General features: G+C 64.5%; 22 protein-coding genes. 11 read left to right on the top strand and 11 right to left on the bottom strand.

Annotation, left to right across the window (positions count from 1 at the left end; translation table 11 throughout):
* Positions 1-111 precede the first annotated feature (111 nt).
* The gene (locus tag ABQZ00_RS19515; RefSeq protein WP_055853659.1) at positions 112-1,068 is read right to left on the bottom strand and encodes a LysR family transcriptional regulator; all 957 of its coding nucleotides are present in this window, start codon (positions 1,066-1,068) and stop codon (positions 112-114) included.
* Positions 1,069-1,186: 118 nt separating this feature from the next.
* Between ABQZ00_RS19515 and aceB the strand changes: the two genes are divergently transcribed.
* The 4 genes from aceB to ABQZ00_RS19495 all read left to right on the top strand — a co-directional run bounded on the left by aceB (position 1,187) and on the right by ABQZ00_RS19495 (position 8,025).
* The gene (aceB, locus tag ABQZ00_RS19510; RefSeq protein ID WP_323538429.1) at positions 1,187-2,803 is read left to right on the top strand and encodes a malate synthase A; all 1,617 of its coding nucleotides are present in this window, start codon (positions 1,187-1,189) and stop codon (positions 2,801-2,803) included.
* A gap of 169 nt (positions 2,804-2,972) precedes the next feature.
* Entirely contained in the window at positions 2,973-4,268 is a 1,296-nt protein-coding gene (aceA, locus tag ABQZ00_RS19505) for an isocitrate lyase (protein WP_323538430.1), read from the top strand.
* A 193-nt stretch (positions 4,269-4,461) separates the two neighbouring features.
* Positions 4,462-5,529, top strand: coding sequence for a GGDEF domain-containing protein (locus ABQZ00_RS19500; RefSeq protein ID WP_323538431.1), 1,068 nt, complete (start codon positions 4,462-4,464; stop codon positions 5,527-5,529).
* A 3-nt stretch (positions 5,530-5,532) separates the two neighbouring features.
* A complete protein-coding gene (locus tag ABQZ00_RS19495) occupies positions 5,533-8,025 on the top strand; it encodes a putative peptide modification system cyclase (RefSeq protein ID WP_349775721.1) in 2,493 nt (830 codons plus the stop codon).
* 27 nt (positions 8,026-8,052) lie between these two features.
* Here ABQZ00_RS19495 and ABQZ00_RS19490 read toward each other — a convergent pair whose 3' ends face one another.
* A complete protein-coding gene (locus ABQZ00_RS19490) occupies positions 8,053-8,364 on the bottom strand; it encodes an NHLP-related RiPP peptide (protein ID WP_115526751.1) in 312 nt (103 codons plus the stop codon).
* Between ABQZ00_RS19490 and ABQZ00_RS19485 the strand changes: the two genes are divergently transcribed.
* The gene (locus ABQZ00_RS19485) at positions 8,363-9,607 is read left to right on the top strand and encodes a putative peptide maturation dehydrogenase (RefSeq protein WP_323538432.1); all 1,245 of its coding nucleotides are present in this window, start codon (positions 8,363-8,365) and stop codon (positions 9,605-9,607) included. The genes ABQZ00_RS19490 and ABQZ00_RS19485 overlap by 2 nt on opposite strands.
* A 259-nt stretch (positions 9,608-9,866) precedes the next feature.
* Here ABQZ00_RS19485 and ABQZ00_RS19480 read toward each other — a convergent pair whose 3' ends face one another.
* The 4 genes from ABQZ00_RS19480 to ABQZ00_RS19465 form a co-directional block, all read right to left on the bottom strand.
* Positions 9,867-11,954: a S9 family peptidase gene (locus ABQZ00_RS19480; RefSeq protein ID WP_323538433.1), complete on the bottom strand. Its 2,088-nt coding sequence runs from the start codon at positions 11,952-11,954 to the stop codon at positions 9,867-9,869.
* 102 nt (positions 11,955-12,056) lie between these two features.
* Entirely contained in the window at positions 12,057-14,084 is a 2,028-nt protein-coding gene (locus ABQZ00_RS19475; protein ID WP_323538434.1) for an acetyl/propionyl/methylcrotonyl-CoA carboxylase subunit alpha, read from the bottom strand.
* A 223-nt stretch (positions 14,085-14,307) separates the two neighbouring features.
* Positions 14,308-15,918, bottom strand: coding sequence for a carboxyl transferase domain-containing protein (locus ABQZ00_RS19470; protein ID WP_323538435.1), 1,611 nt, complete (start codon positions 15,916-15,918; stop codon positions 14,308-14,310).
* A gap of 10 nt (positions 15,919-15,928) precedes the next feature.
* A complete protein-coding gene (locus tag ABQZ00_RS19465) occupies positions 15,929-17,092 on the bottom strand; it encodes an isovaleryl-CoA dehydrogenase (RefSeq protein ID WP_055853639.1) in 1,164 nt (387 codons plus the stop codon).
* A 129-nt stretch (positions 17,093-17,221) separates the two neighbouring features.
* Here ABQZ00_RS19465 and ABQZ00_RS19460 point away from each other — a divergent pair, with 129 nt between their 5' ends.
* The 3 genes from ABQZ00_RS19460 to ABQZ00_RS19450 all read left to right on the top strand — a co-directional run bounded on the left by ABQZ00_RS19460 (position 17,222) and on the right by ABQZ00_RS19450 (position 18,825).
* On the top strand, positions 17,222-17,839 hold the full coding sequence (locus tag ABQZ00_RS19460; protein ID WP_082473618.1) for a TetR/AcrR family transcriptional regulator: 618 nt from the start codon (positions 17,222-17,224) through the stop codon (positions 17,837-17,839).
* An 87-nt stretch (positions 17,840-17,926) separates the two neighbouring features.
* Positions 17,927-18,301 (top strand): hypothetical protein, encoded by a 375-nt coding sequence (locus ABQZ00_RS19455; RefSeq protein WP_055853635.1) that lies wholly within the window; start codon positions 17,927-17,929, stop codon positions 18,299-18,301.
* Positions 18,298-18,825: an RES family NAD+ phosphorylase gene (locus ABQZ00_RS19450; protein ID WP_055853633.1), complete on the top strand. Its 528-nt coding sequence runs from the start codon at positions 18,298-18,300 to the stop codon at positions 18,823-18,825. Before ABQZ00_RS19455 ends, ABQZ00_RS19450 begins: the two co-directional genes overlap by 4 nt.
* Before the next feature lie 215 nt (positions 18,826-19,040).
* Here ABQZ00_RS19450 and ABQZ00_RS19445 read toward each other — a convergent pair whose 3' ends face one another.
* From ABQZ00_RS19445 to ABQZ00_RS19430, 4 genes are read right to left on the bottom strand one after another with little or no spacing between them, the layout of a single operon-like run.
* The gene (locus ABQZ00_RS19445; RefSeq protein ID WP_323521018.1) at positions 19,041-19,376 is read right to left on the bottom strand and encodes a DUF3325 domain-containing protein; all 336 of its coding nucleotides are present in this window, start codon (positions 19,374-19,376) and stop codon (positions 19,041-19,043) included.
* Positions 19,373-20,992, bottom strand: a complete 1,620-nt coding sequence (locus tag ABQZ00_RS19440) for a PepSY-associated TM helix domain-containing protein (protein WP_323538436.1) — start codon at positions 20,990-20,992, stop codon at positions 19,373-19,375. The genes ABQZ00_RS19445 and ABQZ00_RS19440 overlap by 4 nt, the downstream gene beginning before the upstream one ends.
* Positions 20,989-21,300, bottom strand: a complete 312-nt coding sequence (locus ABQZ00_RS19435) for a DUF3649 domain-containing protein (protein ID WP_115560965.1) — start codon at positions 21,298-21,300, stop codon at positions 20,989-20,991. The genes ABQZ00_RS19440 and ABQZ00_RS19435 overlap by 4 nt, the downstream gene beginning before the upstream one ends.
* Positions 21,301-21,337: 37 nt before the next feature.
* Positions 21,338-21,982 carry a DUF4198 domain-containing protein gene (locus tag ABQZ00_RS19430; RefSeq protein ID WP_323538437.1) on the bottom strand — a complete coding sequence of 215 codons (645 nt, stop codon included), beginning with the start codon at positions 21,980-21,982 and terminating at the stop codon, positions 21,338-21,340.
* A 281-nt stretch (positions 21,983-22,263) separates the two neighbouring features.
* Here ABQZ00_RS19430 and ABQZ00_RS19425 point away from each other — a divergent pair, with 281 nt between their 5' ends.
* Together ABQZ00_RS19425 and ABQZ00_RS19420 are read left to right on the top strand one after the other, a co-directional pair.
* Positions 22,264-22,782 (top strand): c-type cytochrome, encoded by a 519-nt coding sequence (locus ABQZ00_RS19425; protein ID WP_055853623.1) that lies wholly within the window; start codon positions 22,264-22,266, stop codon positions 22,780-22,782.
* Positions 22,783-23,058: 276 nt separating this feature from the next.
* Positions 23,059-24,777, top strand: a complete 1,719-nt coding sequence (locus ABQZ00_RS19420; protein WP_323538438.1) for an ExeM/NucH family extracellular endonuclease — start codon at positions 23,059-23,061, stop codon at positions 24,775-24,777.
* A 302-nt stretch (positions 24,778-25,079) separates the two neighbouring features.
* Here ABQZ00_RS19420 and ABQZ00_RS19415 read toward each other — a convergent pair whose 3' ends face one another.
* Entirely contained in the window at positions 25,080-25,466 is a 387-nt protein-coding gene (locus ABQZ00_RS19415; protein ID WP_323538439.1) for a MerC family mercury resistance protein, read from the bottom strand.
* Between the two features lie 61 nt (positions 25,467-25,527).
* Between ABQZ00_RS19415 and ABQZ00_RS19410 the strand changes: the two genes are divergently transcribed.
* A complete protein-coding gene (locus ABQZ00_RS19410; RefSeq protein ID WP_311239440.1) occupies positions 25,528-26,853 on the top strand; it encodes a GTP-binding protein in 1,326 nt (441 codons plus the stop codon).
* The last annotated feature ends 68 nt before the right edge of the window (positions 26,854-26,921 follow it).

Below are 26,921 nucleotides of genomic sequence, written 5' to 3'. Positions count from 1 at the left end.
CCAGTCGCGGGCGCTATCGACTCCTGGGTCTTTGCGCAGGGCCGCGGCTCGCCGGAAGTTCGGAAGCCCGTGATCGCTGGCCCCGTTACTGTTGTGCGAGAGCGACTTTGTTCACCGCTCCGAATCGCCGCTCTCGTCATACCCGCGCGGCGTAAACAGATCCGGCTGGATCAATTCGATAAACGCGCGCGCCTGCGGCGACAGATACTTGCCCTTGCGCACCACCACGCCATAGCTGCGGGTGGGGAAGTATTCCTTGAGCGAGCGTGTTGCCAGCTTGTCGCGATCGGCATCGGTCACGCAGATCGCGGTGACGATGGAAATGCCCATGCCCATCGCCACGTACTGCTTGATCACTTCCCAGCCGCCCACTTCCAGCGCCACCGTGTACGGCACGCGTGCCTGCTGAAAAATCAGGTCGACCAGGCGATAGGTCACCTGCCGACGTGGTGGCAGGATCAACGGATAGGGCGAGAGATCCTGCAGCGACACCGTGGCCTTGTGCGCCAGCGGGTGATCGGGCGGGGTGATCAGCAGCTGCTCGAAGCGATACACCGGCGCGTAGTTGAGATCGGCCGGCACATCCAGCATCGAGCCGACCGCCAGGTCCACCGCATCCTCGCGCAACAGGTCGGTGCCGTCAGCGCTGATCGCGTTATGCAGGGTCAGCCGCACGTCCGGATGGCGGGCGCGAAAGTTCGCCACGATGCGCGGCAGCAGATACAGGATGGTGGAGCTGTTGGCGGCGATGTTGAGCTCGCCGGCATCCAGCCCGCGCACCTTCTCGCGAAAGCTGGCCTCCAGGCCGTCCAGGCTTTCCACCAGCGGCAGTGCCATGTCGTACAGCAACTGGCCCTCGCGGCTGGGCGCCAGGCGTCGCCCGGAGCGCTCGAACAAGGCCACCCCCAGGTCGCGCTCCAGCGCCTGCAATTGCAGCGTCACCGCCGGCTGACTGACGTATAGCGCCTCAGCAGCCCGTGAGACCGAGCCCAGACGGACCGTCTGACAGAACGCACGCAGCGGCTTGAGGCGATCGGATTTGTAGGAAAATCGAGGGGTTGGCGCCATGTCGAGCAGGCTTCCAGTATCAGTATAAGTACAGCTTATTTACAGCATTGATAAAACTGCTTTGTCAAATAGTTGCTCGGGGCGCACGGTGCAGGTCCGGATGCACAAGGACCTCCACATGTCTGCCACCGCTTTCGCTTCACGTCCCACCGCCCACGCCACGCCCGGTCTGTCGCTGACCACCCAGGTCGCAGGGCAGGCGGAGCTGCTGCCGCCGGCCGCGCTGGCGCTGCTGGTGTCGCTGCATCGGGCGATCGAGCCCGGCCGCCAGCAGCGGTTGGCCCAGCGACGTGCCCGCCAGGCCGCCTTCGACGCCGGCCAGCTGCCGGACTTCCGTGCCGACACCCGCGCCATCCGCGAGGGCGACTGGCGCGTTGCCGCGCTGCCGGCGGCGCTGCAGGACCGCCGCGTCGAGATCACCGGCCCGACCGATCCGAAGATGGTCATCAACGCACTGAACTCCGGTGCCAAGGTGTTCATGGCCGACTTCGAGGATTCCACCGCGCCGACCTGGCGCAACCTGCTGGCCGGCCAGCGCACCCTGGCCGCCGCCGTGCGCGGCGAGCTGACCTTCGATGCGCCCAATGGCAAGCACTACGCGTTGCGCCCCGAAGCCGAGCGCGCGGTGCTGATCGTCCGCCCGCGCGGTTGGCACCTGGACGAAAAACACGTCCACATCGATGGCCAGCCGCTGGCCGGCGGGCTGTTCGATGCGGCACTGTTCGCCTTTCATAACGGCCGCGCACTGCTGGCCAAGGACCGCGGCCCGTACCTGTATCTGCCCAAGTTGCAGAGCATGGAAGAAGCCGCGCTGTGGGACACCGCGCTGGCGCATATCGAAGCGATGCTGGGCTTGCCGCATGGGCAGATCAAGGTCACCGTGCTGATCGAAACGCTGCCGGCGGTGTTCGAGATGGACGAGATCCTGCACGCGCTGCGCGAGCGCATCGTCGGGCTCAATTGCGGGCGCTGGGACTACATCTTTTCGTATCTCAAGACCTTTCGTGCGCACCGCGACCGCGTGTTGCCGGAGCGTGGCCAGGTCACCATGACCCAGCCGTTTTTGAAGGCGTATTCGGAACTGCTGATCAAGACCTGTCACCGCCGCGGCGCGCATGCGATGGGCGGGATGGCCGCACAGATTCCGATCAACCACGACGAGGCCGCCAACGAGCAGGCCATGGCCCGCGTGCGCGCCGACAAGCTGCGCGAGGTCAGCGCCGGCCACGATGGCACCTGGGTGGCGCATCCGGCCTTGATTCCTGTGGCGATGAAACTCTTCGACGAACACATGCCCACCGCGCATCAGCAGCATGTGTTGCGCAACGATGTGCAGGTGACGCGCGACATGTTGATCGCACCGTCCGCCGGCAGCGTCACCCGCGCCGGTTTCGAAGGCAATGTCGAAGTCTGCGTGCGGTATCTGGCGGCCTGGCTGGACGGCAACGGTTGCGTGCCGATCCACAACCTGATGGAAGACGCCGCCACCGCCGAAATCAGCCGCGCGCAGCTGTGGCAGTGGCTGCATCACGGCCAGCATCTGGACGACGGCACCGCCATCGATCAACAGCTGCTGCAGGCAACCTTGCGCGCATTGCCGGCACGGTTGGGCACAACCACGGCACTCCCCGGCGCAGCGCGAATCGATGAAGCCATTGCGTTGCTGGAAGAACTCAGCCGCGCCGATGAACTGGCGGACTTTCTCACCGTGCCGGCGTACCGCTTGATCGACTAAGCATATCGCTGCAGCGACACCTCGCACGCTGTCGCTGCACTTCTCACCTCCACGCAGTACACCGCCCGTTGCGCGCATGCGCAACGACGGCCTCGCCATGCCGCATGCCATGTCATGCACGCCGTTTCTTCCTCGTTCCATCCGTCGTCCCTCTTCAGGAGAACGCAAGATGAGCACCGCACTGCAAAACGCCGAACAACTGCAGCAGGACTGGACCACCAACCCGCGCTGGACCGGCATCACCCGCAACTACACCGCCGCCGATGTGGTGCGCCTGCGCGGCACCGTGCATGTGGAGCATTCGTTGGCGCGCTTGGGCGCGGACAAGCTGTGGACTTCATTGCACGCCACCCCGTTCGTCAACGCCCTGGGTGCGCTGACCGGCAATCAGGCGATGCAGCAGGTCAAGGCCGGCTTGAAGGCGATCTATCTGAGCGGCTGGCAAGTGGCAGCCGATGCCAACCTGGCCGGGCAGATGTATCCGGATCAGTCGTTGTACCCGGCCGATTCGGTGCCGGCGGTGGTCAAGCGCATCAACAACACCTTGCTGCGCGCGGATCAACTGCATCATGCCGAAGGTAACGACGCCATCGACTTCCTGCAGCCCATCGTGGCCGATGCCGAAGCCGGTTTTGGCGGCGTGCTCAACGCCTTCGAGCTGATGAAGGCGATGATCGAAGCCGGCGCTGCCGGCGTGCATTTCGAAGATCAGCTGGCATCGGTCAAGAAGTGCGGCCACATGGGTGGCAAGGTGCTGGTGCCCACGCGCGAAGCCATCGAAAAATTGAATGCCGCGCGCCTGGCCGCCGATGTCTTGGGTGTGCCGACGCTGCTGATTGCACGCACTGACGCAGAAGCGGCCGATCTGATCACCAGCGACGTGGATGCCAACGATCAGCCGTTCACCACCGGTGAGCGCACCGTCGAAGGTTTCTTCAAAACCCGCAACGGGCTGGATCAAGCCATCAGCCGCGGGCTGGCGTACGCACCGTATGCGGATCTGATCTGGTGCGAGACTGGCAAGCCGGATCTGGAATTCGCGCGGGCATTTGCACAGGCCATCCATGCCAAGTTTCCAGGCAAGTTGCTGGCCTATAACTGCTCGCCCAGCTTCAACTGGAAGAAGAATCTCGACGATGCCACCATTGCCAAATTCCAGACCGAGCTGGCGAGCTATGGCTATAAATTCCAGTTCATCACCCTGGCTGGTTTTCATGCGCTCAACTACGGCATGTTCCACCTGGCGCACGGCTATGCGCGCCGCCAGATGAGCGCCTTCGTCGAGTTGCAACAAGCCGAATTCGATGCGGCGGAAATGGGCTTCACTGCGGTCAAGCATCAACGCGAAGTGGGCACCGGCTATTTCGATGCGGTGACGCAGGCGATCCAGCAGGGGCAGTCGTCCACCACCGCGCTGCGTGGCTCTACCGAAGAAGAACAGTTTCACGGCGAGAAGGCGGCCTAGCCTGCAGCGGGCTGCCCACGTTTCGCCACCCCGGGAGGGGGAAAGGGCTCGGGAAACCGGGCCCTTTTTTTTCACGCAGTACCCGACAATTCGTCTCTTTTGTAATGAGAACAAGTGTGATCTGGTGCTGAACAAGGGGGTCCTGTAGGATTTGTCCATGGGCTAACGTTGCAGGCCGGCCTAAGGAAACAGGATGACTTGCCACAACACCGCAGGCGCAGTCGAGCCGACGGGAAGCGTCGCCAAGACGCTCTCGGACGGGCTGCATGCGTTGATGACCGCTGACGAACTGGCGTTTTTCGCCCGTTTCGGCCGTACCCGTGAGCTTGCCGCAGGCCAGGCGCTGTTCGAGCGCGGTGCGATCGGCACGCAGATGTTCATCGTGGTGAGTGGCCAGATCGACCTGGATTTCGGCGAGGATCTGATGCTCAAGCATCTGGGCCCGGGCGAATTTTTTGGAGAGCTCGGGCTGCTGATCGGCGATCATGCGCGTAGTGCCGGTGCCAGCGCATCCATGGACAGCCGCCTGATCGAACTGGCGCACGACGATTTTCAGCGCCTGGTCGACCACGACCCTTCGATGGTCGCGCATTTCCTGCGTCGCTCCATCGTGCGCGTGGTCAACAACGAGCAGTTGCTGATCCGCCAGCTGCGCCGTCGCAACCACGATCTGGAAGCGGCGCTGGATAATCTCTACGTCACCTCGCATCAGCTCAACCACACCGAAGAACTCAGCCGTACCGACGAGCTGACCGGGTTGCACAACCGGCGCGGTCTGGCGCTGTATCTGCAGGAATGCCGACGTGCCGGCAACGTGCCGGGCGTCGGCCTGATCCTGATCGATTGCGACCGCTTCAAGCGCATCAACGACGAGTTCGGTCATCTTGCCGGCGACCGCGTGTTGCAGAACGTGGCGCATGCGTTGCGTTCGGTCATCGCCGAGGGCGACCTTGCCTGCCGTCTCGGCGGCGACGAATTCTGCGTGCTGGTCGCACAAGGCACCCCGGAACTGGTGCACCACATCGGCGAGTGCATCGTGCGCGCGGTGGAGGCGCGCCTGTGCAACGGCCAGAGCGAGCAGGGCTGCTCGGTGAGCGTCGGCCTGTGCATGATCGATGCCGATGCGGCCTGGAACGACTGGTACACGCTCGCCGACAGCGCGCTGTACGAAGCCAAGCGCCAGGGCGGCAATGTGTTGGCCATGCACGAAGCGCTTGCATCGCTGCCATCCGGTACCACGCTTGCACCGGGGCATCGCTAAGGCATGAGCGCCCGCACCCACGCACGCAAGGACGCGTCGTCGGAGGCGATGCAGGCGCCGCGTCTGCGGACCCTGTTGCTCACCGATCTGTGCGATTCGACCGCGCTGGTCGAACGCATCGGCGACAACGCCGCCGCCGCGCTGTTTCGCGAACACGATCGGTTGGTGGTCAAGCTGCAGCAGCAATGGCGCGGCCGCCTGATCGACCGCTCCGACGGCTTGCTGCTGTTGTTCGACCGCCCGATCGACGGGTTGGGCTTTGCGCTGGATTACGCGCGTGGGCTCAAGGCGATGAGCGATGCCCACGCGCTCATTCTGTGCGCGCGCCAAGGCCTGCATGTCGGCGAAGTGCTGACCTGGCGCAACAGCGACGAGGCGGTGAGCATCGGCGCCAAACCGCTGGAAGTCGAAGGCCTGGCCAAACCGACCGCCGCACGCCTGATGTCGATGGCGCGGCCTGGGCAGATCCTGATCTCGGCCGTGGCCGAATCGCTGACCCACCGCGCCGCGCGCGAACTGGGCGAGCGCGCCGAACGCATCCTGTGGAAATCCCACGGCCGCTGGCGCTTCAAAGGCGTGCCCACGCCGATGGAAATCTACGAGGTCGGCGAAGTCGGCCTGACCCCGCTGCGCATGCCAAAAAACTCGGCAAAGGCGTGGCGCGATATTCCACTGTGGCGCCGGCCGGCGGCGTTGGCGACGGAGGTCGCATTGATCGTGCTGACCGCCGGCATCTTGTGGGTCATCGGTCGTCCGGAGCCTGCCATCGCTTTTGCCGAACGCGATTGGGTGGTGGTCGGCGACCTGCACAACCTCACCGACAGCGCCGTGCTGGATGACCCGTTGCAGCAGGCGTTACGGCTCAGTCTCCAGCAGTCCAAGCACGTCAACCTCGTGTCCGAGAAACGCGCGCACGACATGCTGGAACTGATGAAGCAGAGTGATCGGGCCAAGATCGATCGTGCGTTGGGTGCGCAAATCGCCCTGCGCTCGGGCGCCAAAGCCCTGATATTGCCCAGCGTGGCGGATGTCGGCGGAAACCTCCGGGTCACCGTCGAAGTGATCGATCCTGTCACGCAGGCGACGATCTACATGTATCACTCGGAGGGCCGCGGCCAGCGCTCCCTGCTGTCTTCGATTGACACAGTCAGCTCCAATCTGCGCGCAGGACTTGGCGAAACGCTAGCGTCGATCAAGGTGAATTCTGCACCGCTGCCGCGCGTGTCCACGGCAAACATGGATGCATTGAACGCGTACGCACTGGCGCAGCGCGAATTTGGCACCGGGCATTATCGGCGTGCACGCGACTATTACATGAGGGCCGTGGAGCTTGATCCGACATTTGCACTGGCCAATGTCGGCGTGGCGCGCTGCAATTATTACTTGGAAGAGCCACTCCTCGGATTGCCTTATCTGGAAAAAGCCCTCAGCTTCCGAGAAAAGCTTCCTCCGCGCGAGCAGGTCTACCTGGACGCGTGGTACGCACAGATCAAGGATCCAATAAACGCATACGAGAAATGGATGCAGATGGCCAATCTGTATCCGGATGATTTCGCTGCGGCCGAAAATACGGCGTACGCGCTGGAGGCGCGCAATCGCTACAGCGAGGCGCTTGTCTATGCCAAGAGTGCGGCATCGTCGCGCTACGAATACGATCCGTTGGCATTGGAGCTTCTCGGTCGGATGCAGTTGGCGTTGGGAAAAAAGAAGGAAGCACTGGCAGCATTTCGCTCGGCAAGAGCGTCAGGTCTGGCATCGGCTGCAGTCTGGGAAGCGGTCACCCTGGCGGTGATGGGAGATTTTCCGGCTGCGCATGCCATCTGGCCGGACGAGAAACGCCTGGATGTCGCCTATTTCGATCAGGTCTCCATCTATATCGATGAAGGGCGCAGCGACAAGGCGCTTCCAGAAATACAGCGTCTTTCCAACGGGATAGAGCACACGTCGACACGCTATCGGCAATCGGTCGTCGCCATGGCCGCAGCCCAATATGCGCAGGGACAGCATGCCGAGGTCCTGGCGACGATCAAGGCGACGGTTCCTGAGGCGTTGGCGAGTATCTCGACAAGCGCGGATGGTTTCAGCCAGCGCTCCAATGCCGTGGTCGCCGCTTCCTTGGCATTGTTAGGGCAACGCCTGGGGCACGCGGCAACGGCCAAGGCGGTCTTGCAGACCCTCATGGCCAAGCCGGAGTTGGCCAAGATGCCCTCTGTGGCCGAGCTGGTCTTGCTGCTGCAGGCACGGACGGCGCTCCTTGAGGGGCGCGCCAGCGAGGCAGTCCAGCTGCTCAAGCCGCGTCTGGATGGTACTGAGGCGTACCAGTATCACGTCGTCTTGAAAGAGGCGTACACGTCTTTGAACGATCAACGTTCTGCGGCAAACGAATCCAGATGGCTGAAAAACGCGCATGGGCGCGCTTATGCCGAGTTCGGCGGCTGTGGGTGGTGCCAGCAGCCGATGAATGTCTTCGATGCCATGAAGGCTGGCGGCAAATGAACCAGGATGTCATTTGCCGCAGCACGATTACTTCTTGAGCTGGGGCGTCGATCCCGAGGGAACATTGAGTCGAATCGGCTGCATATTGACCGACGACGTCAGGCTGACGTGGATGTCGTCGCGTGCCTGTGCGATGGAAGCCTTGTCGGCCAGGGTTTCTACCTTGAGTTGAGCGGCGAGCAGTGCGGCATCCTCGGGGGGGTGACCGACCTGCACCAGTGCGGCCTTCGGGTCGTTCTTGAACAGATCGCGGAATCCATCATCGGTTGCCAGAAGATCCAGCAGCCTGTGCGCGGTGTCCGGTTGTAGCGGGGCAGGGCCTTTCTCGTTCTCGTTCATGCTCTTCAATGGTAGGGAGGTCTTCAAGAAATCTAAGTCCAGACCGCTAGAAGATCAATCTAAAGATGAGTTCAAGAACATGCGGGTAAGGCGTTGTGCGGTTGTCTATCTCGAGCCCAGAGAGTCTGTTGCGATTGATCTTGTCGATTTGTGCGCCGGAGGTGCCGGTACCTCACGTGCATTACGCTGGGTGGCGCTTGCGCCGCATCTGGATGCGGAGTGTGTGCTGACCGAAGCGGAGGCGCTTGTGTTGGGCCGGGTGAGTCCGAGCAACTGGCAAGACGCCATGACCATTAAAGACCCATCTGTTGTGCGATCGCTGTTGGACAAGGGTCTGCTACTAGAAGACAGCGAACAGATGCATCCGGCACAACAGCGCGATACCGTCCAGCGCCACAGCCAGTGGCATCCACTCGCAGCGACCTATCACGCCTTTACCCGTTGGAATGATGTCGACTCAGCGCGGGCAGCCAAGGACGCAGGCGCGGACACTGCAAGCGCATTGCTGCGGACCTTCGGCCCGCCGCCGCCCGAGCAGGTGCGACGGGGAACGACCGATGCAATCTGCCTCGCACGCGCCCATGACCACGGCTACCTGGACACAGTGCTCCGACGTCGTACCACCTGCAGAAATTTCGAAACCGATGCGCACATGGATGCTGCGGTGTTTGCGCGGATCATCGAGCGAACCTTCGCTGCAAATGCAGTGCTGGAGGCCGATCCGGAAACCGTGTTTCTCAAGCGCTCAAGTCCGTCGGGTGGCGGCCTGCATCCGTTGGACGCGTATCTATTGATCCGCAACGTGTCGGGTATCGCGGATGGGATTTACCATTATCTTCCCGTCGATCATGCCCTGGAGCCGCTTGGTGTGGAGGTGGACAATCTGCAGGATGTTGCGCTGACTCTACTGGCAGGGCAGGACTGGTTCGCCAATGCGCAGGTGATCGTGGCGCTCTGTCCGCGTTACTACCGCAATTTCTGGAAGTACCGCATGCATGCAAAGGCGTATCGCGCGCTTGCGCTGGAAGCAGGCCATTTTTCGCAAACGCTGTACATGGCAGCCACAGATGTGGGTTTGGGTGCATTCGTCACCTGCGCGATCAATGAAGTCCAGATCGAAGCATTGCTCGGCCTGGAGCCGATCATGGAAGGTGTTGTGGCGCTGTGCGGCTTCGGTGTGCGCGGCGATAGCATGCAAACCATGGAGCTTGATCCCAATAACGAAGTCTGGGCGTCGACCTAACCGACAATTCTTGCGTGATCGGCTGCTGCGTTGGGCGCCGCCGTCATGCCAAGCGCGCGTATATGTCGATGCCGAAAACGGTGGGCCATCCCGCGCACTGCGCGGGTGGCCCCACCGTGGGATCACGGCATCTGTTGTGGAGTGATGGCGTTCGGTCGATGTGCAGCACTCCGCATTGCGCTCGGTGGATAGCCGCCGAGCGCAATGCGATCAGTATCCGCAGATACATTCAGCCGCCTCCGGCTGCACCACCGGATACCTACTTCCGAATCGCCTGCGTATGCGTCTTCAGCGCATCGCTCAAACCGGTGACTTTGTCGGCACCTTCCGGGACGGTGAGGCTGGAGCCTTCGAAGTCCGCGCCGATCGGTTGCGCGCGGCCGCCCAGGCATTGGCTCAGGAACCCTTCGGTCACCGCGTTGAAGGCCTTGCTGTTTTCCGGGCGCCTGAAGCCGTGGCCTTCGTCGGGGAACAGCACGTAGGTCACCGGGATGTTCTTGGCCTTCATTGCGTTGACGATCTGGTCGCTTTCGGCCTGCTTGACGCGTGGGTCGTTGGCGCCTTGGCCGATCAGCAGCGGCTTGCTGATCTTGTCGACATGGGTCAGCGGGGAGCGTTCGGTCAGCCATTGCTTGCCGGCTTCGGTGGCCGGGTCGCCCATGCGCTTGGTCAGTTGCTTGTAGAGGCTGGCCCAGTACGGTGGCACGGTGCCGAGCAGCGTATTGAGGTTGGCCGGGCCGACGATGTCCACGCCGCACTTGAATGCGTCCGGAGTGAAGGTCATGCCCACCAGCGTGGCGTATCCACCGTAGCTGCCGCCCATGATGGCGACCTGGTCGGGCTTGGTGACGCCCTGCTTGACCGCCCACTGCACCGCATCGAGCAGATCGTCGTGCATCTTGGCGGCCCACTCGCCGTTACCGGCATTGGTGAAGGCCTTGCCGAAGCCGGTAGAGCCGCGGAAGTTCACCGACAGCACCGCGTAGCCGCGATTGGCCAGCCATTGTTCGTAAGGGCCGTAGCCATAGCTGTCGCGCGCCCACGGGCCGCCATGCACGAACAGCACCAACGGCACCGGCTTGTCGGCCTTGCCGTCGTGGTTGGCGTCGGCCTCGGCGGGGAGAGTGAGGTAGCTGACCAGGGTGAGGCCATCGCGCGCGGTCAGTGCCTGCGGCCACATCGGCACCAGCGGCTTGCCGTCGAGTGCGGGGCGGGCGGAAAACAGTTTGCTCAGCTTGCCGCCGTCGGCGCGATCGTAGCGGTAGTACGTGGTCGGCGTTTCCGCAGCCGAGTAGGCCACGATCCAGTTGCGGTCATCGAGCGTGCGTGCGGAGACCTCGGCATCGCCGGTGCCGAGCGACTTGAGTTTCTGCAGGTCGGCAGCGATCCCGGTATCCAGCGCCTTCCATTCTTCGCGGAGATAATCGGTGGAGACCGCCTGTACCACGCCGGTTTTGGGGTCGCTCAAGATTTTGCCGACGTCGACCTTCGGGTTTTCGAACAGCAGCGTGCGTGCATTGCTGGCGGTGTCGATGGCATACAGCGCAGCGGTATCGCGGCTGCGCGAATCCTGCATGTACAGCGTCTTGCCGTCGTCGGTCAGTCCTTGCGGCGAGGTATTGGTGACATCCTCGAACGGAATGCGATCCACGCTCTTCCACGCCTTGCCATCGGGCACCAGCAACTCACTGCCGGCATCGTCGGTGGCACGGGTGGCATAGCGCAGCTGGTAGTCGCCGTCGAGCAGATAGGTGCCGAGGCTGTCGGTGTTCTTCTGCACCAGGGTGCGTTTACCCGATGCCAGATCGACCCGATACAGGTCGTGCCACTTGGCGTCGCGGTCGTTCATGCCGACCATGATCGACTCCGGGTGGTGTGCGCTGATCCTGACCACCTCGGCATTGGTTTTCTGGAACGGGGTGAGGTCCTTGCTGCTGCCATCGCTCAGGTTGACCGAGAACAGATGGAAATCCTCGTCGCCGCCGTTATCGCGCAGGTACAACAAGGTGTCGGTGTGATGGGTCCAGAAATAGCTGCGGATGCCGCGTGCGGTGTCCTTGGTGATCGCGCGTGCCTGATCCGGTGCATCCACTGGCGCGACCCAGACGTTGAGCACGCCGTGCAGCGGGGCCACCCAACTCAGGTACTTGCCGTCCGGACTGATGCTGACGTTCGCCCGCTCGGGATTGCCGAACAGCGCGTCGCGGGTGATCAGTTCCGGCGCTGCCGCCGGTGCACGCGTGGCAGCCGGCGTCGGGGTTGCCGCAGTGCTGTCGGCCGGTGCGGTCTTGTCGCTGCAGGCGGACAAGGCCAGCAGCATGCTGGAAACGAGAAGCAGGCGTTGCATGAAAGTCTCCGGTTGGGGTCGCGGCCAATCCAGCCGATACTGCCACGCTACGACCAGGACCGACGCGCGCGGACGTGCCGTTGGTCACCCTGCCGGGCGGGTCTACGTTTTCGCGGACACGAATTCCACCAACAAGGCGGCGTCGGCGACCAGATCGCCTTCGGCCACCAGATACGCCTGTACCGTGCCATCGCTTGGGGCGTGCAAGGTGTGTTCCATCTTCATCGCCTCCAGCACGACCAACGCCTGCCCGCGAGTGACCGGTTGCCCCACTGTCGCGACCAACGCCACGATGCGGCCGGGCATCGGTGCAGTGAGTCCGCCGGCGTCGTGCGCTGGCTGGTCCGCCTCCAGCAACGCGTCGTGGTGATGGAAGATCGCGCGTTGGGTGGAATCACTGACGATCAGCGCGGTGCCATCACGCAAGGCGTGCGCACGCCACTGGCGACCATCCAATTCCACCCGCAGTGCGTTGTCGTGTGCGTGGTAGCGCAGGGTGTGTGTGGTGCCTGCGTGCGTGACCTGCCAGGCATCGGCGAGGCGACGCACGCCCAGTTCGCGATGCTCGCCAGCGGCTTCCAATCGCACGGTGTGCGCTGCATGCGCGCCGATGCGCCAGCCATCGCTGTCCTGCCACGGCGAAAAGGGGTCGGCCGGGTCCGGCGTCGCCTTGGGCAACGCGTGTGTCATCAACACCGCCGCCAGACACCACCAGGCGGTGTCCGGGACCACCGCATCGGCGAACAGCGCTGCGTGTTCGCGTTCGATCAGCGCGGTATCCAGATCGGCAGTCGCAAATGCGTGGGTGCCGACGAGACGCGCAAGGAAGGCGCTGTTGGTAGTCACGCCCACTGCATGCACCTGTGCCAGCGCCTCGCGCATACGCGCCAGTGCGGCGGCGCGATCGACATCCCAGACGATGAGTTTGGCGATCATCGGGTCGTAATACGGGCTGATGGTGTCGCCTTGCTCCACGCCTGCATCGATGCGCACATGCGCGCTGGCAGCCGGCAACTGCAGCCGGCGCAAGGTGCCGGTCGAAGGCAGAAAACCGCGGTCGGCATCTTCGGCATACAGGCGCGCTTCCAGTGCATGCCCGTGGATACGCAGCGCATCCTGGCGTTGCGGTAGTGGCCCGCCTGCGGCCACGCGCAGTTGCCATTCGACCAGATCGGTGCCGGTGATCAACTCGGTTACCGGGTGCTCTACCTGCAGCCGGGTATTCATTTCCATGAAATAAAAATCGCCATCCGGCCCGGCGATGAATTCCACCGTGCCTGCGCCGACGTATCCCACCGCGCGCGCCGCATCCACGGCTGCCTTGCCCATCGCCGCGCGGCGTTGTTCGGTCATGCCGGGTGCGGGCGCTTCTTCCAGCACCTTCTGGTGCCGGCGCTGCACCGAGCAATCGCGTTCGAACAGATACACCACCTCGCCATGCGTATCGCCGAACACCTGGATCTCGATATGCCGCGGACGCTCGACATATTTCTCCACCAGCACGTGCGCATTGCCGAATGCCGATTGCGCCTCGCGCTGGCAGCTGGCCAATGCCTCGTCGAACGCGGCGCTGGTATCGACCCGCCGCATGCCCTTGCCGCCACCGCCGGCGCTGGCCTTGATCAAGACCGGGTAGCCGATGGCATCAGCTTGTGCACGCAAAAACGCAGGGGACTGTTCGTCGCCGTGATAGCCCGGCGTCAACGGCACGCCCGCACGTTCCATCAACGCCTTGGCGGCGCTCTTGTCGCCCATCGCGCGGATCGCGCTTGCAGGCGGGCCGATGAACACAATGCCGGCCTGCGCGCAGGCGTCTGCAAACGCCGCGTTTTCAGAAAGAAATCCGTAACCGGGGTGAATCGCCTGGGCGCCGCTGACACGTGCCGCATCGATAATCGCATCGCCGCGCAGATAGCTCTGTTGCGCTGGTGCCGGGCCGAGATGGATCGCTTCGTCGGCCAGACGCACATGCCGCGCATCGCGGTCGGCATCCGAATACACCGCCACCGTGGCAATACCGAGCTTGCGGCAGGTTGCCATGATCCGGCACGCGATCTCGCCGCGATTGGCGATCAGGATCTTGTCGAACGGCCGCTGCGGTATTGTGGCAATGGAGTCGTGCTGTGTCATCGGGTCGGTCTCTGCACATCGCCAGCGTGGCCGGCGGTCGTGCGATTAAAGTCTTGCGATTAAAAGCGCGGATGTGTCGTTGTGCGAAGACAGCAGGTGCGATGCATGCGTTGGAGACGGACAGGTGATGCTGACATCTGGTCGAACGCTACCTGTCTGGCGATGGAGCAACAGCAGCGCGCAGCCGGCAACACCTGCAGTGCCTGCCAGCACACGCTGCCGCTTACATGCGAAATACGCCAAAACGCGTTGGCTCGATCGGCGCATTCAACGCCGCCGACAAGCCCAGACCCAGCACACGGCGTGTATCGGCCGGGTCGATGATGCCGTCGTCCCACAGCCGTGCGCTGGCGTAGTACGGATGGCCCTGCTGCTCGAACTGCGCGCGGATCGGCGCCTTGAAGGCGTCTTCGTCGTCGCCCGACCACGCGCCGCCCTTGGCTTCGATGCCGTCGCGGCGCACGGTGGCCAAGACGCTGGCGGCCTGTTCGCCACCCATCACGCCAATGCGCGCGTTCGGCCACATCCACAGGAAATTAGGCGAATACGCACGGCCGCACATGCCGTAATTGCCGGCACCGAACGAGCCGCCGATCACTACGGTGAACTTGGGTACTTTGGCGCAGGCCACCGCCATCACCAGCTTGGCGCCGTCTTTGGCGATGCCGCCATGTTCGTATTTGCGTCCCACCATGAAGCCGGTGATGTTCTGCAGGAATACCAGTGGGATGCTGCGCTGCGTGCACAATTCGATGAAGTGTGCGCCCTTCAACGCGGACTCGGAAAACAGGATGCCGTTGTTGGCGATGATGCCCACCGGGTAGCCGTGCAGATGCGCAAAGCCGGTGACCAGGGTGCTGCCATAGCGCGGTTTGAATTCGTCCAGCTGCGAATCATCGACGATGCGCGCGATCACTTCGCGCACATCGAACGGTTTGCGCGTATCGGCAGGGATCACCCCATACAGCTCGTCGGCGGTATGCCGCGGCGGCAACGGCGCCTGCAGCGCCAACGATGCAGCCGGCTTGCGCCAGTTGAGCTGCGCAATGATCGCGCGCACGCGTGCCAGTGCCTGCAGATCGCTATCGGCAAAATGGTCGGCCACCCCGGAGATGCGCGTGTGCACATCGGCGCCGCCCAACTCTTCGGCGCTGACTTCTTCACCGGTGGCGGCTTTGACCAACGGCGGGCCACCGAGAAAGATCGTGCCCTGTTCGCGCACGATCACCGTTTCATCGCTCATTGCCGGCACATAGGCACCGCCGGCGGTGCACGACCCCATCACGCAAGCGATCTGCGGGATGCCCTGCGCCGACAGGTTGGCCTGGTTGTAGAAGATGCGCCCGAAGTGATCGCGATCGGGGAAGACTTCATCCTGCAATGGCAAGAATGCGCCGCCGGAATCGACCAGATAGATGCACGGCAGGCGATTCTGTTGCGCAATTTCCTGCGCGCGCAGATGCTTTTTTACCGTCATCGGGTAATACGTGCCGCCCTTGACGGTGGCATCGTTGGCCACGATCACGCATTCCACGCCGGACACGCGGCCAATGCCGGCCACCACGCCCGCGCACGGCACCTGATCGTCGTACAGACCATGCGCCGCCAACGGCGCGATTTCCAGCAGGGCGCTGCCGGGGTCGAGCAGCGCGTCGATGCGTGCGCGCACCAGCAGCTTGCCGCGTGCGACGTGCTTTTCACGCGCGGCCTCGCTGCCGCCGAGCGCTGTGTGCGCCAAGGTGCGGCGTAAATCGTCGACCACGACGCGCATCGCCGTGGCGTTGGCCTGAAAGCTGTCGCTGCTGATCTGCAGCTTGCTGGTGATCACGCTCATGGTGGCTCCGTCAGGCGGTGCGTTCGAACAGCTCGCGGCCGATCAACATACGGCGGATCTCCGAGGTGCCCGCGCCGATCTCGTACAACTTCGCATCGCGCCACAAGCGCCCGGTGGGGTAGTCGTTGATGTAGCCGTTGCCGCCCAGCACCTGGATCGCCTGGCCGGTGAGCCAGGTCGCCTTTTCGGCAGCGTACAAGATCGCCCCGGCTGCATCCTGGCGCGTGGTGCGCCCCGCATCGCAGGCGCGCGCCACCGCATACACATACGCGCGGCAGGCATTGAGCCCGACGTACATATCGGCCAGCTTGGCCTGCATCAACTGGAAGGTACCGATCGGCTCGCCGAACTGCTTGCGCTCATGCACATACGGAAACACCACATCCATCGCCGCGGCCATCAATCCAAGCGGGCCACCGGCCAGCACCACGCGTTCGAAATCCAGCCCGGACATCAGCACGCGCACGCCACCGTTGAGCGTGCCCAGCACGTTTTCGGCAGGCACCTCGCAGTCGGTGAACACCAATTCGCAGGTGTTGGAGCCACGCATGCCCAACTTGTCGAGTTTCTGCGCGGTCGAAAACCCTGGCATGCCCTTTTCGACGATGAACGCGGTGATGCCGCGTGCGCCGGCATCCGGGTCGGTCTTGGCGTACACCACCAGCACGTCGGCATCGGGGCCGTTGGTGATCCACATCTTGCTGCCGTTGAGTACGAAGCGGTCGCCGCGCGCGTCGGCGCGCAGCTTCATCGACACCACGTCCGAGCCGGAGCCGGCCTCGCTCATCGCCAGCGCGCCGACATGCTCGCCGGTGCACAACTTGGGCAGGTAACGCTGCTTCTGCTCGGGCGTGGCGTTCTTGCGCAGCTGGTTGAGGCACAGGTTGGAATGCGCGCCGTACGACAAACCGATGGCGCCGCCGGCGCGCGAGATTTCTTCCATTGCCACCACATGCGCCAGGTAGCCCATGCCGCTGCCGCCGTATTCTTCTTCCACGGTCAGCCCGAGCAGGCCCTGTTCGCCGAACAGGCGCCACAGCTGCGACGGAAACACATTGTCGTGATCGGCCGCGGCGGCGAGCGGGGCGATATGGTGGCTGGCGAACGCTGCGACGCTTTCGCGCAGCAGATCGATCTCTTCGCCAAGCTCGAAGTTCAAGGACGGCACATGCATGGAGCGACTCCACAAGGATCGGGGCGTGCCGGGTGGGAGCGGGCGGGCCGCACGGCGTATGTGGGGCAGCCTAGCGGTCCGCGACAAAAAAGTGAACTAAAATTCAACTATTGAACCCAGAATCACACCATGGCTTATCGACGCTCCGCCCTGATGGAAGAACGCCTGGCCGGCAATCGCGAACGCATCCTGCACGCGGCCCGCGCCCTGATCGCCGAAGGCGGCTATCGCAATGCCCCGATCACTGCGGTCGCGGCCGCCGCCGGGGTCTCGACCGGGCAGATTTATCGGCATTTCCCCTCCAAAGCCGAGCTTTTCGTCGAAGTTCTCGACGCGGCGGTGCAGCGCGAGATGGCCATCCTGCGCGCTATCGCCACCACCGATGCCAGCGCGGCCGAGCGCCTGCGCAGCGCCATCGCCACCTTCGTGCGACGGGCGCTGGCCGGACCGGCGCTCGCGTACGCCTTCATCGCCGAGCCAGTGGAGAGCGAGGTGGATGCCGAACGTATTCGTGGCCGTCGCCTGTTTGGCGAGGTGTTTCGTCAGTTGCTGGCCGAAGGCGTGGCGGCCGGAGAGTTCCCCGAGCAGTCGCTGGATGCGGCCGCGGCCTGCATCGTCGGCGCCTTTACCGAAGCTCTGGTCGGGCCGATTGCCCCCAGCCGGGGCGACCCGCAGCAGGGCGAGCACTTGGTGGAGGCGATCTGCGGCTTCTGCCTGCGCGCCGTGGGCGCAGCCGCGCCCGCCTGAGGATGCGCTGACTATGCATTTGGCTGTGCTGGATGGAGGCGGATTACTGTGCATATACTGTGCGCACTCCGTATCGAAGCACATGCCATGGTCGCCGTCCTCAATCCGCTGTCCCTGACCGAGCGGCTGCGCGCGCCCGATCGCACCATCCTCTCGCCGTCGGCCATGGCGGGCCTGCTGGAGTTGTCGCAGCAGGAGTTGGCCGAGCTTGCCGGCGTGCATCGCAACAGTCTGCGCGTGCACCCGGAGAGTCCGCGCGTGCAGGATCTGCTGCGCAACCTGTCGCGCCTGTTGGTGGCGATGGCGCAGATCCAGCCGGACGAGCGCCAACTGGTGTTCCATCTCAAAAACACGCCAATTCCTGCGTTCGAATTCGCCACGCTGCTGGAAGTGGTCAAGCAGGGCCGCACCGATGATGCGCTGACGTATCTGCGCACCGTCGCCGCCGGGGCCGCGGGTTGAGGCTGAGCGCCCCGGCGCACTGCACGCTGTATCGCGCCTTCACTCCGCGCTGGGCCGCCGAACCGCTGAGTGGTGCGGGCGCCGCGCGATCGGGCGGGCGCTTCAACCGCTTCGGTCAGCCGGCGCTGTATCTGGCGATGGAACTGGACACCGCTGCCGCCGAATATGCGCAGGCGGCGCCGTTCCTGCCGCCGTTTACGCTGGTCAGCTATGCGGCCGCGTTGCCTGCGCTGGCCGACCTGCGCTTGCTCGACGCAAGCTGGGACGCGCTATGGGCCGACTGGACCGACGACTGGCGCAAGGCGCTGGTCAACAAGGTCGAGCCGGTCAGCTGGGTGCTTGGCGACATGCTGCGCGAGGCGCTGATTCCCGGCGTGATCTTCCCCAGCATGGCCGCGCCCAATGGCGTCAACGTGGCGGTGTTCCTGGACATGCTGCAGCCCGATCAGGTGCTGCGCGTGCTCGACGATGGACGCCTGCCGCGCGATGGCCGCAGTTGGGGCGACCCGCCGACAGCGGTGTAGCGGCCAGACGCGCGGCAGTTGCGGATCCTGCATCGAACGCACGCAATGTCATTGCGGCTGCGATGCGGCAAAGACGCGCGTGACCAATGTCCTGAAGATTGCCTGGCGCGTCCACGTGCCCGGCAACGCCGCGTGCGCGAAAGCACCGGAAATCGCAGCACACCAGAAATCGCGGCAACCCAGTGCAGTGCCCCGCTAAAACAGCGCGACCGGGTTTAACCGGCCAGCAGCTGCGCCATGCCGGCCAGCACCGGGGCGGCCATCGCGGCCGGCAGGATCAGTGCACGCCGGTAAGGCAGCAGCCATAGCGATAACAGTGCCGCTGCAGCGGTCACTGTCCCCAGCCATAGCACCGGGCCGATACCCCAGCCTTGTGCATGGACGGCGATGCCGAAGGTGAGCGACAGCAGCAACCAGCCGACGATGCGCAGCTGCCTCGTGCGGGCAGTGCCGAGACTGCGGCCACGGACCTCGTGCTGATGTTTTTCCATTGCCAGACACAGCGCGGCGAATCCGGAAAAATTCAGCGCCAGCAACAGCAGCACGCTCATGCGCCTTCCTGCACAGGGACGTTGTTTTGCACCGCTGTCGCAGTCGTGGCGGCGCGTGCACGGCGCGCGGCTGCCGATTGCGGCGCCTTCCAGTGCTGCAGGCGCCAGCCGGCAATGCCCAGGCACACGCCCAGGCCCAGGCACACCAGATCGACACCGGCCAACGCCCATTGCCCGGCCGGCAGCGTGACGCCCAGATGCACGTCGGTGGTCAGTGCGTTGACGAGCGGCACCAGTGCGAACAAGGCGGCGCCCAGATACAGCTGCCAGCTCCACATCGCGCGACGCGGCCACACGAACGCGGCCAGCAACGCAGTGCCCCAGGCGGCGAAGAACAGGTTCGCTTCCATCGCCGCGCGCGATTCCAGCGTCACCGGCAACAGCCGGTTGGCCCAGAAGAAACTGGCAAAGGCGATCGGCAAGCCGGCCACCGTGCCGATATTGAGTGCATCCACCAGGCGCAATCCAAACCCGATGCGGCCGGCTTTCAGATGCTTGGGCCGTTCTTTCACCGCCCACATCACCACGCCGCTGGCCACCATCAAACAGCCCAGCAATCCGGAACTGAAAAACAGCACGCGTAACCAGGGGCCGGCGAAGTGCGCGATATGCAGGCCGACCATCACGCCGCGTGTTTCGCTCGCGCCACCGGGCGCACTACTGCGTTGCAGGCGCTCGCCGCTGACTGCGTCGTACAGCATGGACGGCGCGGTGGTGGACAGCTTTGCTGCCAACTGGCTCACGCCAACGGCAGCATGCGCATCGTTGGGCAGCGACACCGCCACGTTGCCGATGTCGGCCCCATGCAGATCGCGGCGCGCACGCTCCACAAACTGCTCCAACGGCAGCATCGGCGCCCGCGTACCCGCCGCTTGCCGCGTGTCTGCTACGCGGTTGGCCGACTCGTCGTAGAAGCGCATCTCATCGTCGGCGTAGCGTGCCTTGATGCCCCACGGCAGGTACATGAACATCAAGGTCACGATGCCGGTATAGGTGATCATCGCGTGGTAAGGCAACGCGGTCACCGCACTGACGTTGTGGAAATCCAGCCACGACCGCAGGCCTTTGCCCGGGCGGAAGGTAAAGAAGTCCTTGAAGATCTTCTTGTGCGTGATCACGCCGCTGATGATCGCCACCAGCATGAACATTGCGCAGAACCCCACGATATAGCGCGCCCACAGCACCGGCAGATAATGCAGATCGAAATGCAGCCGGTAGAAGAACTCGCCGCCCAGCGTGTCGCGCGCGGCGATCTCCTTGCCGGTGGCCGGGTCGATGATGGCATTGCCATACAGTTGCCGGCGGCTTGCCGGTTTGCCGTCGGCGGGCGCAGGATTTTGCCAATACATGCTCACCACCGGGTTGCGCGTCTCCGGCAAGGTGATGTTCCAGCTCAGCGCATCGGCCGCATGCGTTTGCAGATAGCGTTCGGCGCTGCGCAGTGCGACCTCTGTGCTCACCGTGGTGGTGGGCAGCTCCGGGCGCATCCAGCGGCTGATTTCGTCGCGGTAATAACTGGCCGTGCCGCCCATGAAGATCAGCAGCAATACCCAGCCGACCAGCAGCCCGGTCCAGGTGTGCAGCCAGGCCATCGACTGGCGGAATCCCTGCTTCATGCCATACCCCGTTGCAGCCAGGTGGCCAGCGCAAACATCAGTGCCGCCGGCACCGCAATCCCGGCCCAGGCACGCCACACGCTGGCGGTGGCGAATGCCCACAGCGGCGCACATGCGCACACCACGATGCCGACCAGCATGCTGGTCAAGACCGCTTCGCTACGCGGCAACGGCAAGACCAGTGCAAGCAAGAGATTGGTCGCGCTGGCCAGCGCGTAGCCGCCGAAGATCGCCGCCAGCGTGCGCGCAAGCACGCCCAGCCACGGGCGCCGGAACCACGGAAGCGACAGGGGCGATGCACTGGACATCAGGCGGGCGACAGGCGTGGTTGACCTAACGCGATGCTTATTCGGCGACGAAGGTCAGGGTGCTGATGTGATGCACCATCGACACCTGCTTGCCGGCGATCTCACGCGTCACCGGCTCCTTGTTGTTCACCACCAGAATGTGGCGACCGGCGCGCAGTTTGGGCAGGGTGACCTGGCCCTTGTCGTCGGAGGTCAGCGTCTTTTGCCACTTCTGCGGGTCGATCACGGTGACCTCGGCCTTGGGCAGCGGCTTGTTGCGATAGAGCACGGTGAGCGTGCTGCCGTTGGCGGTGGTGGGCACCAACTCCAGATCGAGCTTGGCCGCTGGCGTGCTGCGTCCGGCACGGGCGTAATAGCTCACCGTCTCGAACCCGCCGGCTTCGCCCTTCCACGGTTCGAACACGCTGTCATCGCTCAGCCACGCATCGCCGGCACCGGAGAGCGGCGCGGTCAGGACGTCGTCGCCACGCGTCAGGGCACCGGCCTTGCCGGCGGTACCGAACACGCTCGGCTTTACCACGCGCTTGATCTCGTCCTGGCCGTGGTCGAGGGTCTCCTGCGCTGGCTCGCCGAAGAAGATGCGTACCGGGCCGCTGCCATCGCGTTCGATCCAGATTTCGTGGGCCTGGGCGGACAGACTGATGCTGGCCAAGGCCAGGCAGGACAGCAGGAAAGACTTCATCGCGGCGACTCCTCGTTGACGGGACCGGGCGAGGCAGCAGGCGCGTCACCGTGGGTTGATGGGAATGATACGCAATTCCCTTCGCAGAGACCAACATGCCATGCGGCACTGCGGCAATTTGTCGGCGGGCGCGAGCGCGCCCGCGCACGGGGGCTACAGCCGGCCAGGGCGCAGCGCACATCGCGGCAAAAACTGTCATGCACGCTGGTCAGACGGGCATGAACTGTGCTCTATACTCCGGCGTTAGCAGAGGTCTTCGACCAACAGCCAGGGGTGAGCGCGTGCGGAATTACGACCTCGAGTTCCTGAAAAAATTCTCGATGGTGATCGGATTACTTGTAGTCATCACCCTGGGCCTGATCGCCCTGGCAGCCTATTTGCAGCGTGCCATCCCCGATGAGGTGTCGCCGACGGCCGTCAAGCGCGTGCAGCAGCGCATCGCACCGGCGGGCGCGGTCTATGCCGGCACCACCGGTGCAGCCGCACAGGCCGCGGCCCAGGCCGCAGCGCTGGCCAAGGCGTCCTCGCAGTCTGCCTACGGTGGCACCACCGACGGCAAGACCATCTTCGACAACCTGTGCACCGCCTGCCATACCACCGGCGTGGGCAAGGCGCCGACGCTGGACCACTCGCATTGGGACGCGCGTATCGCCCAGGGCAAGGACACCTTGTACAAGCACGCGATCGAGGGCTACACCGGCCCGGACGGCGGCATCATGCCGCCCAAGGGTGGCAACCCGGGGCTGACCGAAGAACAGGTGCGCGCCACGGTCGACTGGATGCTGGGCAATCTGAAATAACCTTTTGCGGCGTCGGCGACAGGCCCGCGTCCACTGTGGCGGCGCGTCTGTGGCGGGTGCGTCTGATGAGCTCGCTCGCCGGGTCGTTGCGCGCTTCATTGCACGAGTCTGCCAACGTGACGACGTGCACACCGGGTGCCGCCGGTCCGCCATGTACCGGTCGACGCAGGATCTGGCAGCACTTCCCAGCGTTTTGTTAGCCTGCTCCTGCGCCCCGTCCTCACGCGCCGCCTTCCGGGCGGCGTTTGCGTTTGACCTATCTTCTGGAGTGTTTCGATGTCGCGTTGCCCGCTGCTTGTGCTCGGTGTGATCGGTTTGCTGGCGCCGCTGCTGTGCAGCGCGGCCGACAGCGCGCCGCAGCGTCTGTCGATTGCCGACGTGCAGGGCGAGGACACCCGCAGCCCCTACGACGGCCGTGTGGTCGACGTGGAAGGCATCGTCACTGCCGATACGCGTGCCGGGCTGGCCGGCCTGTTCGTGCAGCAGCCCGGCTTCGAGCCGCGGCGCTCGCATGGCCTGTTCGTCACCGGTGCAGGCAATGCCGAGGTGGCGGTGGGCGACCGCGTCCGCATCATCGGCACGGTGCGCGAGGTGTCGGCAGGCGGCGAGGCGAGTCTGACCTCGGTAGATGCCAGCAGCATCGAACGGCTCGCCAGCGGCCAGCCGGTGCCGGTGCGCATGCTCAGCGGGCCGCCGGCCAACTGGGAAGCGCTGGAAGGCGAGCACGTGCGCATCGCCGCGCTGACGCTCAACGGTAGCGACCGTCTGGACACCTACGGCGAGCTGGTCGCCGCATTCGGTGGGCGGCTGTGGCAGCCGAGCGAAGTGGCTGCCGCTGGCACCCCGGCCTTTGCCCAGGTCGACACCGAGAACGCGCGCCGCCGCGTGCTGCTGGACGATGCGCGCAACGGACGCAGCCCCAAGACGGTGGCGTATTTGCAACCCGAGGCGGTGCTGCGTAGCGGCAGCCTGCTCAAGTCGGTCGACGGCATCGTCGACCAGCGCTATGACGGCCAGTACCGCATCCAGGTGCTGACTCCGCTCACGCTGCCGGCCATGCCGACGGCGGTGGCGCCGCAGGTTGGCGGCGATCTGCGCATTGCCTCGTTCAATCTGGAGAACTTCTTCAACGGCAATGGCCGCGGCGGTGGTTTCCCGACCAAGCGCGGCGCGCGCACGCACGAGCACTTCCAGGCCCAACTGACCAAGCTGGTTGCCACCATTCTGCCGTTGCAGGCCGACGTGGCCGCGCTGATGGAGCTGGAAAACGACGGCAACGGCGCCGATGCGGCCGTCGCGCAGCTGGTGGCCGCGCTCAACGCCGCCGGCAAAGACAAAGACTGGCAGTTCGTCGATACCGCCAGCGGCCCGGGCGAGGACGCGATCCGGGTCGGCATGCTCTATCGCAGCTCGCAGGTCACCCCGGTGGGTAAGCCGGCCACGCTGACCGGCGGGCCGTTCGACAACCATAGCCGCGTGCCGCTGGCGCAGGCTTTCCGCAGTAGCCGCGGCGCCACCTTCGTGGTCGTCGCCAACCACTTCAAGTCCAAGGGTTGCGGCAACGCCAGCGGCGCCGATGCCGACCAGCAGGACGGCCAAGCGTGCTGGAATGCCACGCGCACCGAATCGGCCAAGCGTCTGCACCAATGGCTGCAGACCGACCCCACCGGCGCGCAGACCAAGCTGGCCGTGCTGCTGGGCGACTTCAACGCCTACGCGATGGAAACGCCGATGCGCAGTTTGCGCGCCAGCGGCTGGCAAGACGCCTTTGCGGTGGCTGGGGTGAAGCAGCCCTACAGCTACGTCTACGACGGCATGAGCGGGCGCCTGGACCATGCGCTGCTCAGCCCGGCGATGGCCAAGCAACTGCGCGGCGCAGTGGAATGGCACGTCAATGCCGATGCGATGGACGACGCTGGCTATGCCAAGCGCAACCTGCCCGGCCCGTGGCGCAGCTCCGATCACGACCCGGTGTTGTTGGGCTTTTCGTTGTAGGTGACGCCGAGGCGCGGTCGTCGCGGCGGTGCTGGTGCGCGGATGCAGCGACCAGCTACATGCGTTGCCGTGATGCCGTGATGCCGGATCACGGAGGTATGTTGTCACCGATGCCTGCGATCAGGCGCGCGTGCAGCAGTGCCGTCGGCAAACGCCATCGTGCCGATAGCCAGTACAGCGATTGCAGCGGCGAGTCTCCGCCAAAACGGCCATCAGCGCGTGTGATTGCACCGCCTGCTCGCGGTTTGAACGCCATCGGCCACAACGCCGTCTAGGCCGGGCCGGGCCGGGCCGCAGCAGGTTTAGCTCTCACACTGCCCAGCGCTGCGGCGCAGCCGCAGATTGAGCAGATGCGCGCTGGCCAGGAGCAAGCTGCCTGTGACCGTGATGGGTGTTTCCAGGGTGCCGCCTGCAATGCCGCTGGCACCCAATGCCAGGCCGGCCAGTCCCAGGCCCGCCAACACCCACACCGGCGCCGGTAGCGCGTGGCGTCGATGCGTGCTCCACAGCGCGAAACCACTCAGCGGCACCGCCGCAGCGGCAAACACGACGTGCACCCATTCGGCCCGGCTCCAGGCACCCAGCAGTGGCAGCGCAACGGCCAGCAGAGGCAGTGCCAGGCAATGCAGCAGGCACAGGCCGGACAAGGCGATGGCCGAGGTATCCAGTAACGAAGCGGTTGCACGCATGGACGCGGTCTCGTTGAGTAAGTGTTATATAGTAACACTTCACTCCCCCGAGGTTGTCCGGATGTCCCTGTCCCCCACCCGCGATCCGCGTCTTCCCGTCACCGTGTTGTCCGGTTTTCTGGGTGCCGGCAAGACCACCTTGCTCAACCGCATCCTGCACAACCGAGAGGGCCTGCGTGTGGCGGTGATCGTCAACGACATGAGCGAGATCAACATCGATGCGCAGCTGGTGCGCGACGGCGGCGCGGCATTGCGGCGGACCGAAGAGACGCTGGTGGAATTCAGCAACGGCTGCATCTGCTGCACGCTGCGCGACGACCTGCTGCAGGAGGTGCGCAGGCTGGCCGAGCAGCGCCGCTACGACTATCTGCTGATCGAATCGACCGGCATCGCCGAACCGATGCCGGTCGCGGCGACCTTCGCAGTGCGCGACGCAGATGGCTTCAGCCTGTCGGATATCGCGCGCCTGGACACCATGGTGACGGTGGTGGACGGCAGCCGTTTTCTCGAGGATTTCGGTTCGGCCACGACGCTGGCCGAGCTGGGTCAGCAAGCCGGGCCGGACGATACGCGCGGCTTGGTGCAATTGCTGGGCGAACAAGTCGAGTTCGCCGATGTGCTGGTGATCAGCAAGTGCGACCGTATCGATGCAGCGCAGCTGCAACGTCTGCGCGCGGTGCTGCGTGCGCTCAATCGCGAGGCGGCGATGGTGGATGCGACCCACGGGGATGTGCCCTTGCATCAACTGCTCGATACCAAGCGGTTCGATTTCACCCGTGCGCAGCTGGCGCCAGGCTGGATGCAGGAACTGCGCGGTGAGCACACGCCGGAGACCGAGGAATACGGCATCAGCAGTTTCGTGTATCGCGCACGTCGGCCGTTTCACCCGCAGCGGTTTGCGCGCATGGTGCACAACGGGTTGCCGCAGGTAATCCGCAGTAAGGGATTTTTCTGGTTGGCCAGCCGCATGGATTGGGTGGGCGAGTTGTCCAGCGTGGGTGGCGCCACCCAGACCAATGCCGCCGGCTTCTGGTTTGCCGCACGTCATCGCGTGGATGCGCAATCGATCGGCGAGCGGCTGCAGACCAGCATCACGCCGCTGCCGTACACCGACATCGGTTGGCAGCGGCAGCAGACCCAATGCTGGACCGCGCCGCTACCGCAGCTGCATGAAGTGGGCGATGCCACCGAGTACGCCGCCATGCAGCGGCTCTGGCACCCGCTATGGGGGGATCGTCGCCAGGAGCTTGCCGTGATCGGTGTGGAGATGGATACGACGCACACGCGCGCCGCCCTGGATGCCTGTCTGCTCAGCGATCACGAACTGCGCCAGGGTCCGGCGCAGTGGCAACTGCTGGAGGACCCATTCCCGCAGTGGGAGCGTTGAAGTCTTTGCACGCTGTCATGCGGGCGCCGGTGGCGTACGGATGACAGCCGCGACGTGACTAGGCAACT

It is taken from the genome of Xanthomonas sp. WHRI 10204 (genome assembly GCF_040202875.1).
Lineage (GTDB): Bacteria > Pseudomonadota > Gammaproteobacteria > Xanthomonadales > Xanthomonadaceae > Xanthomonas.
The sequence above is the reverse complement of the archived record's forward strand: the minus strand, read 5'-3'. Positions and strand labels throughout refer to the sequence as shown.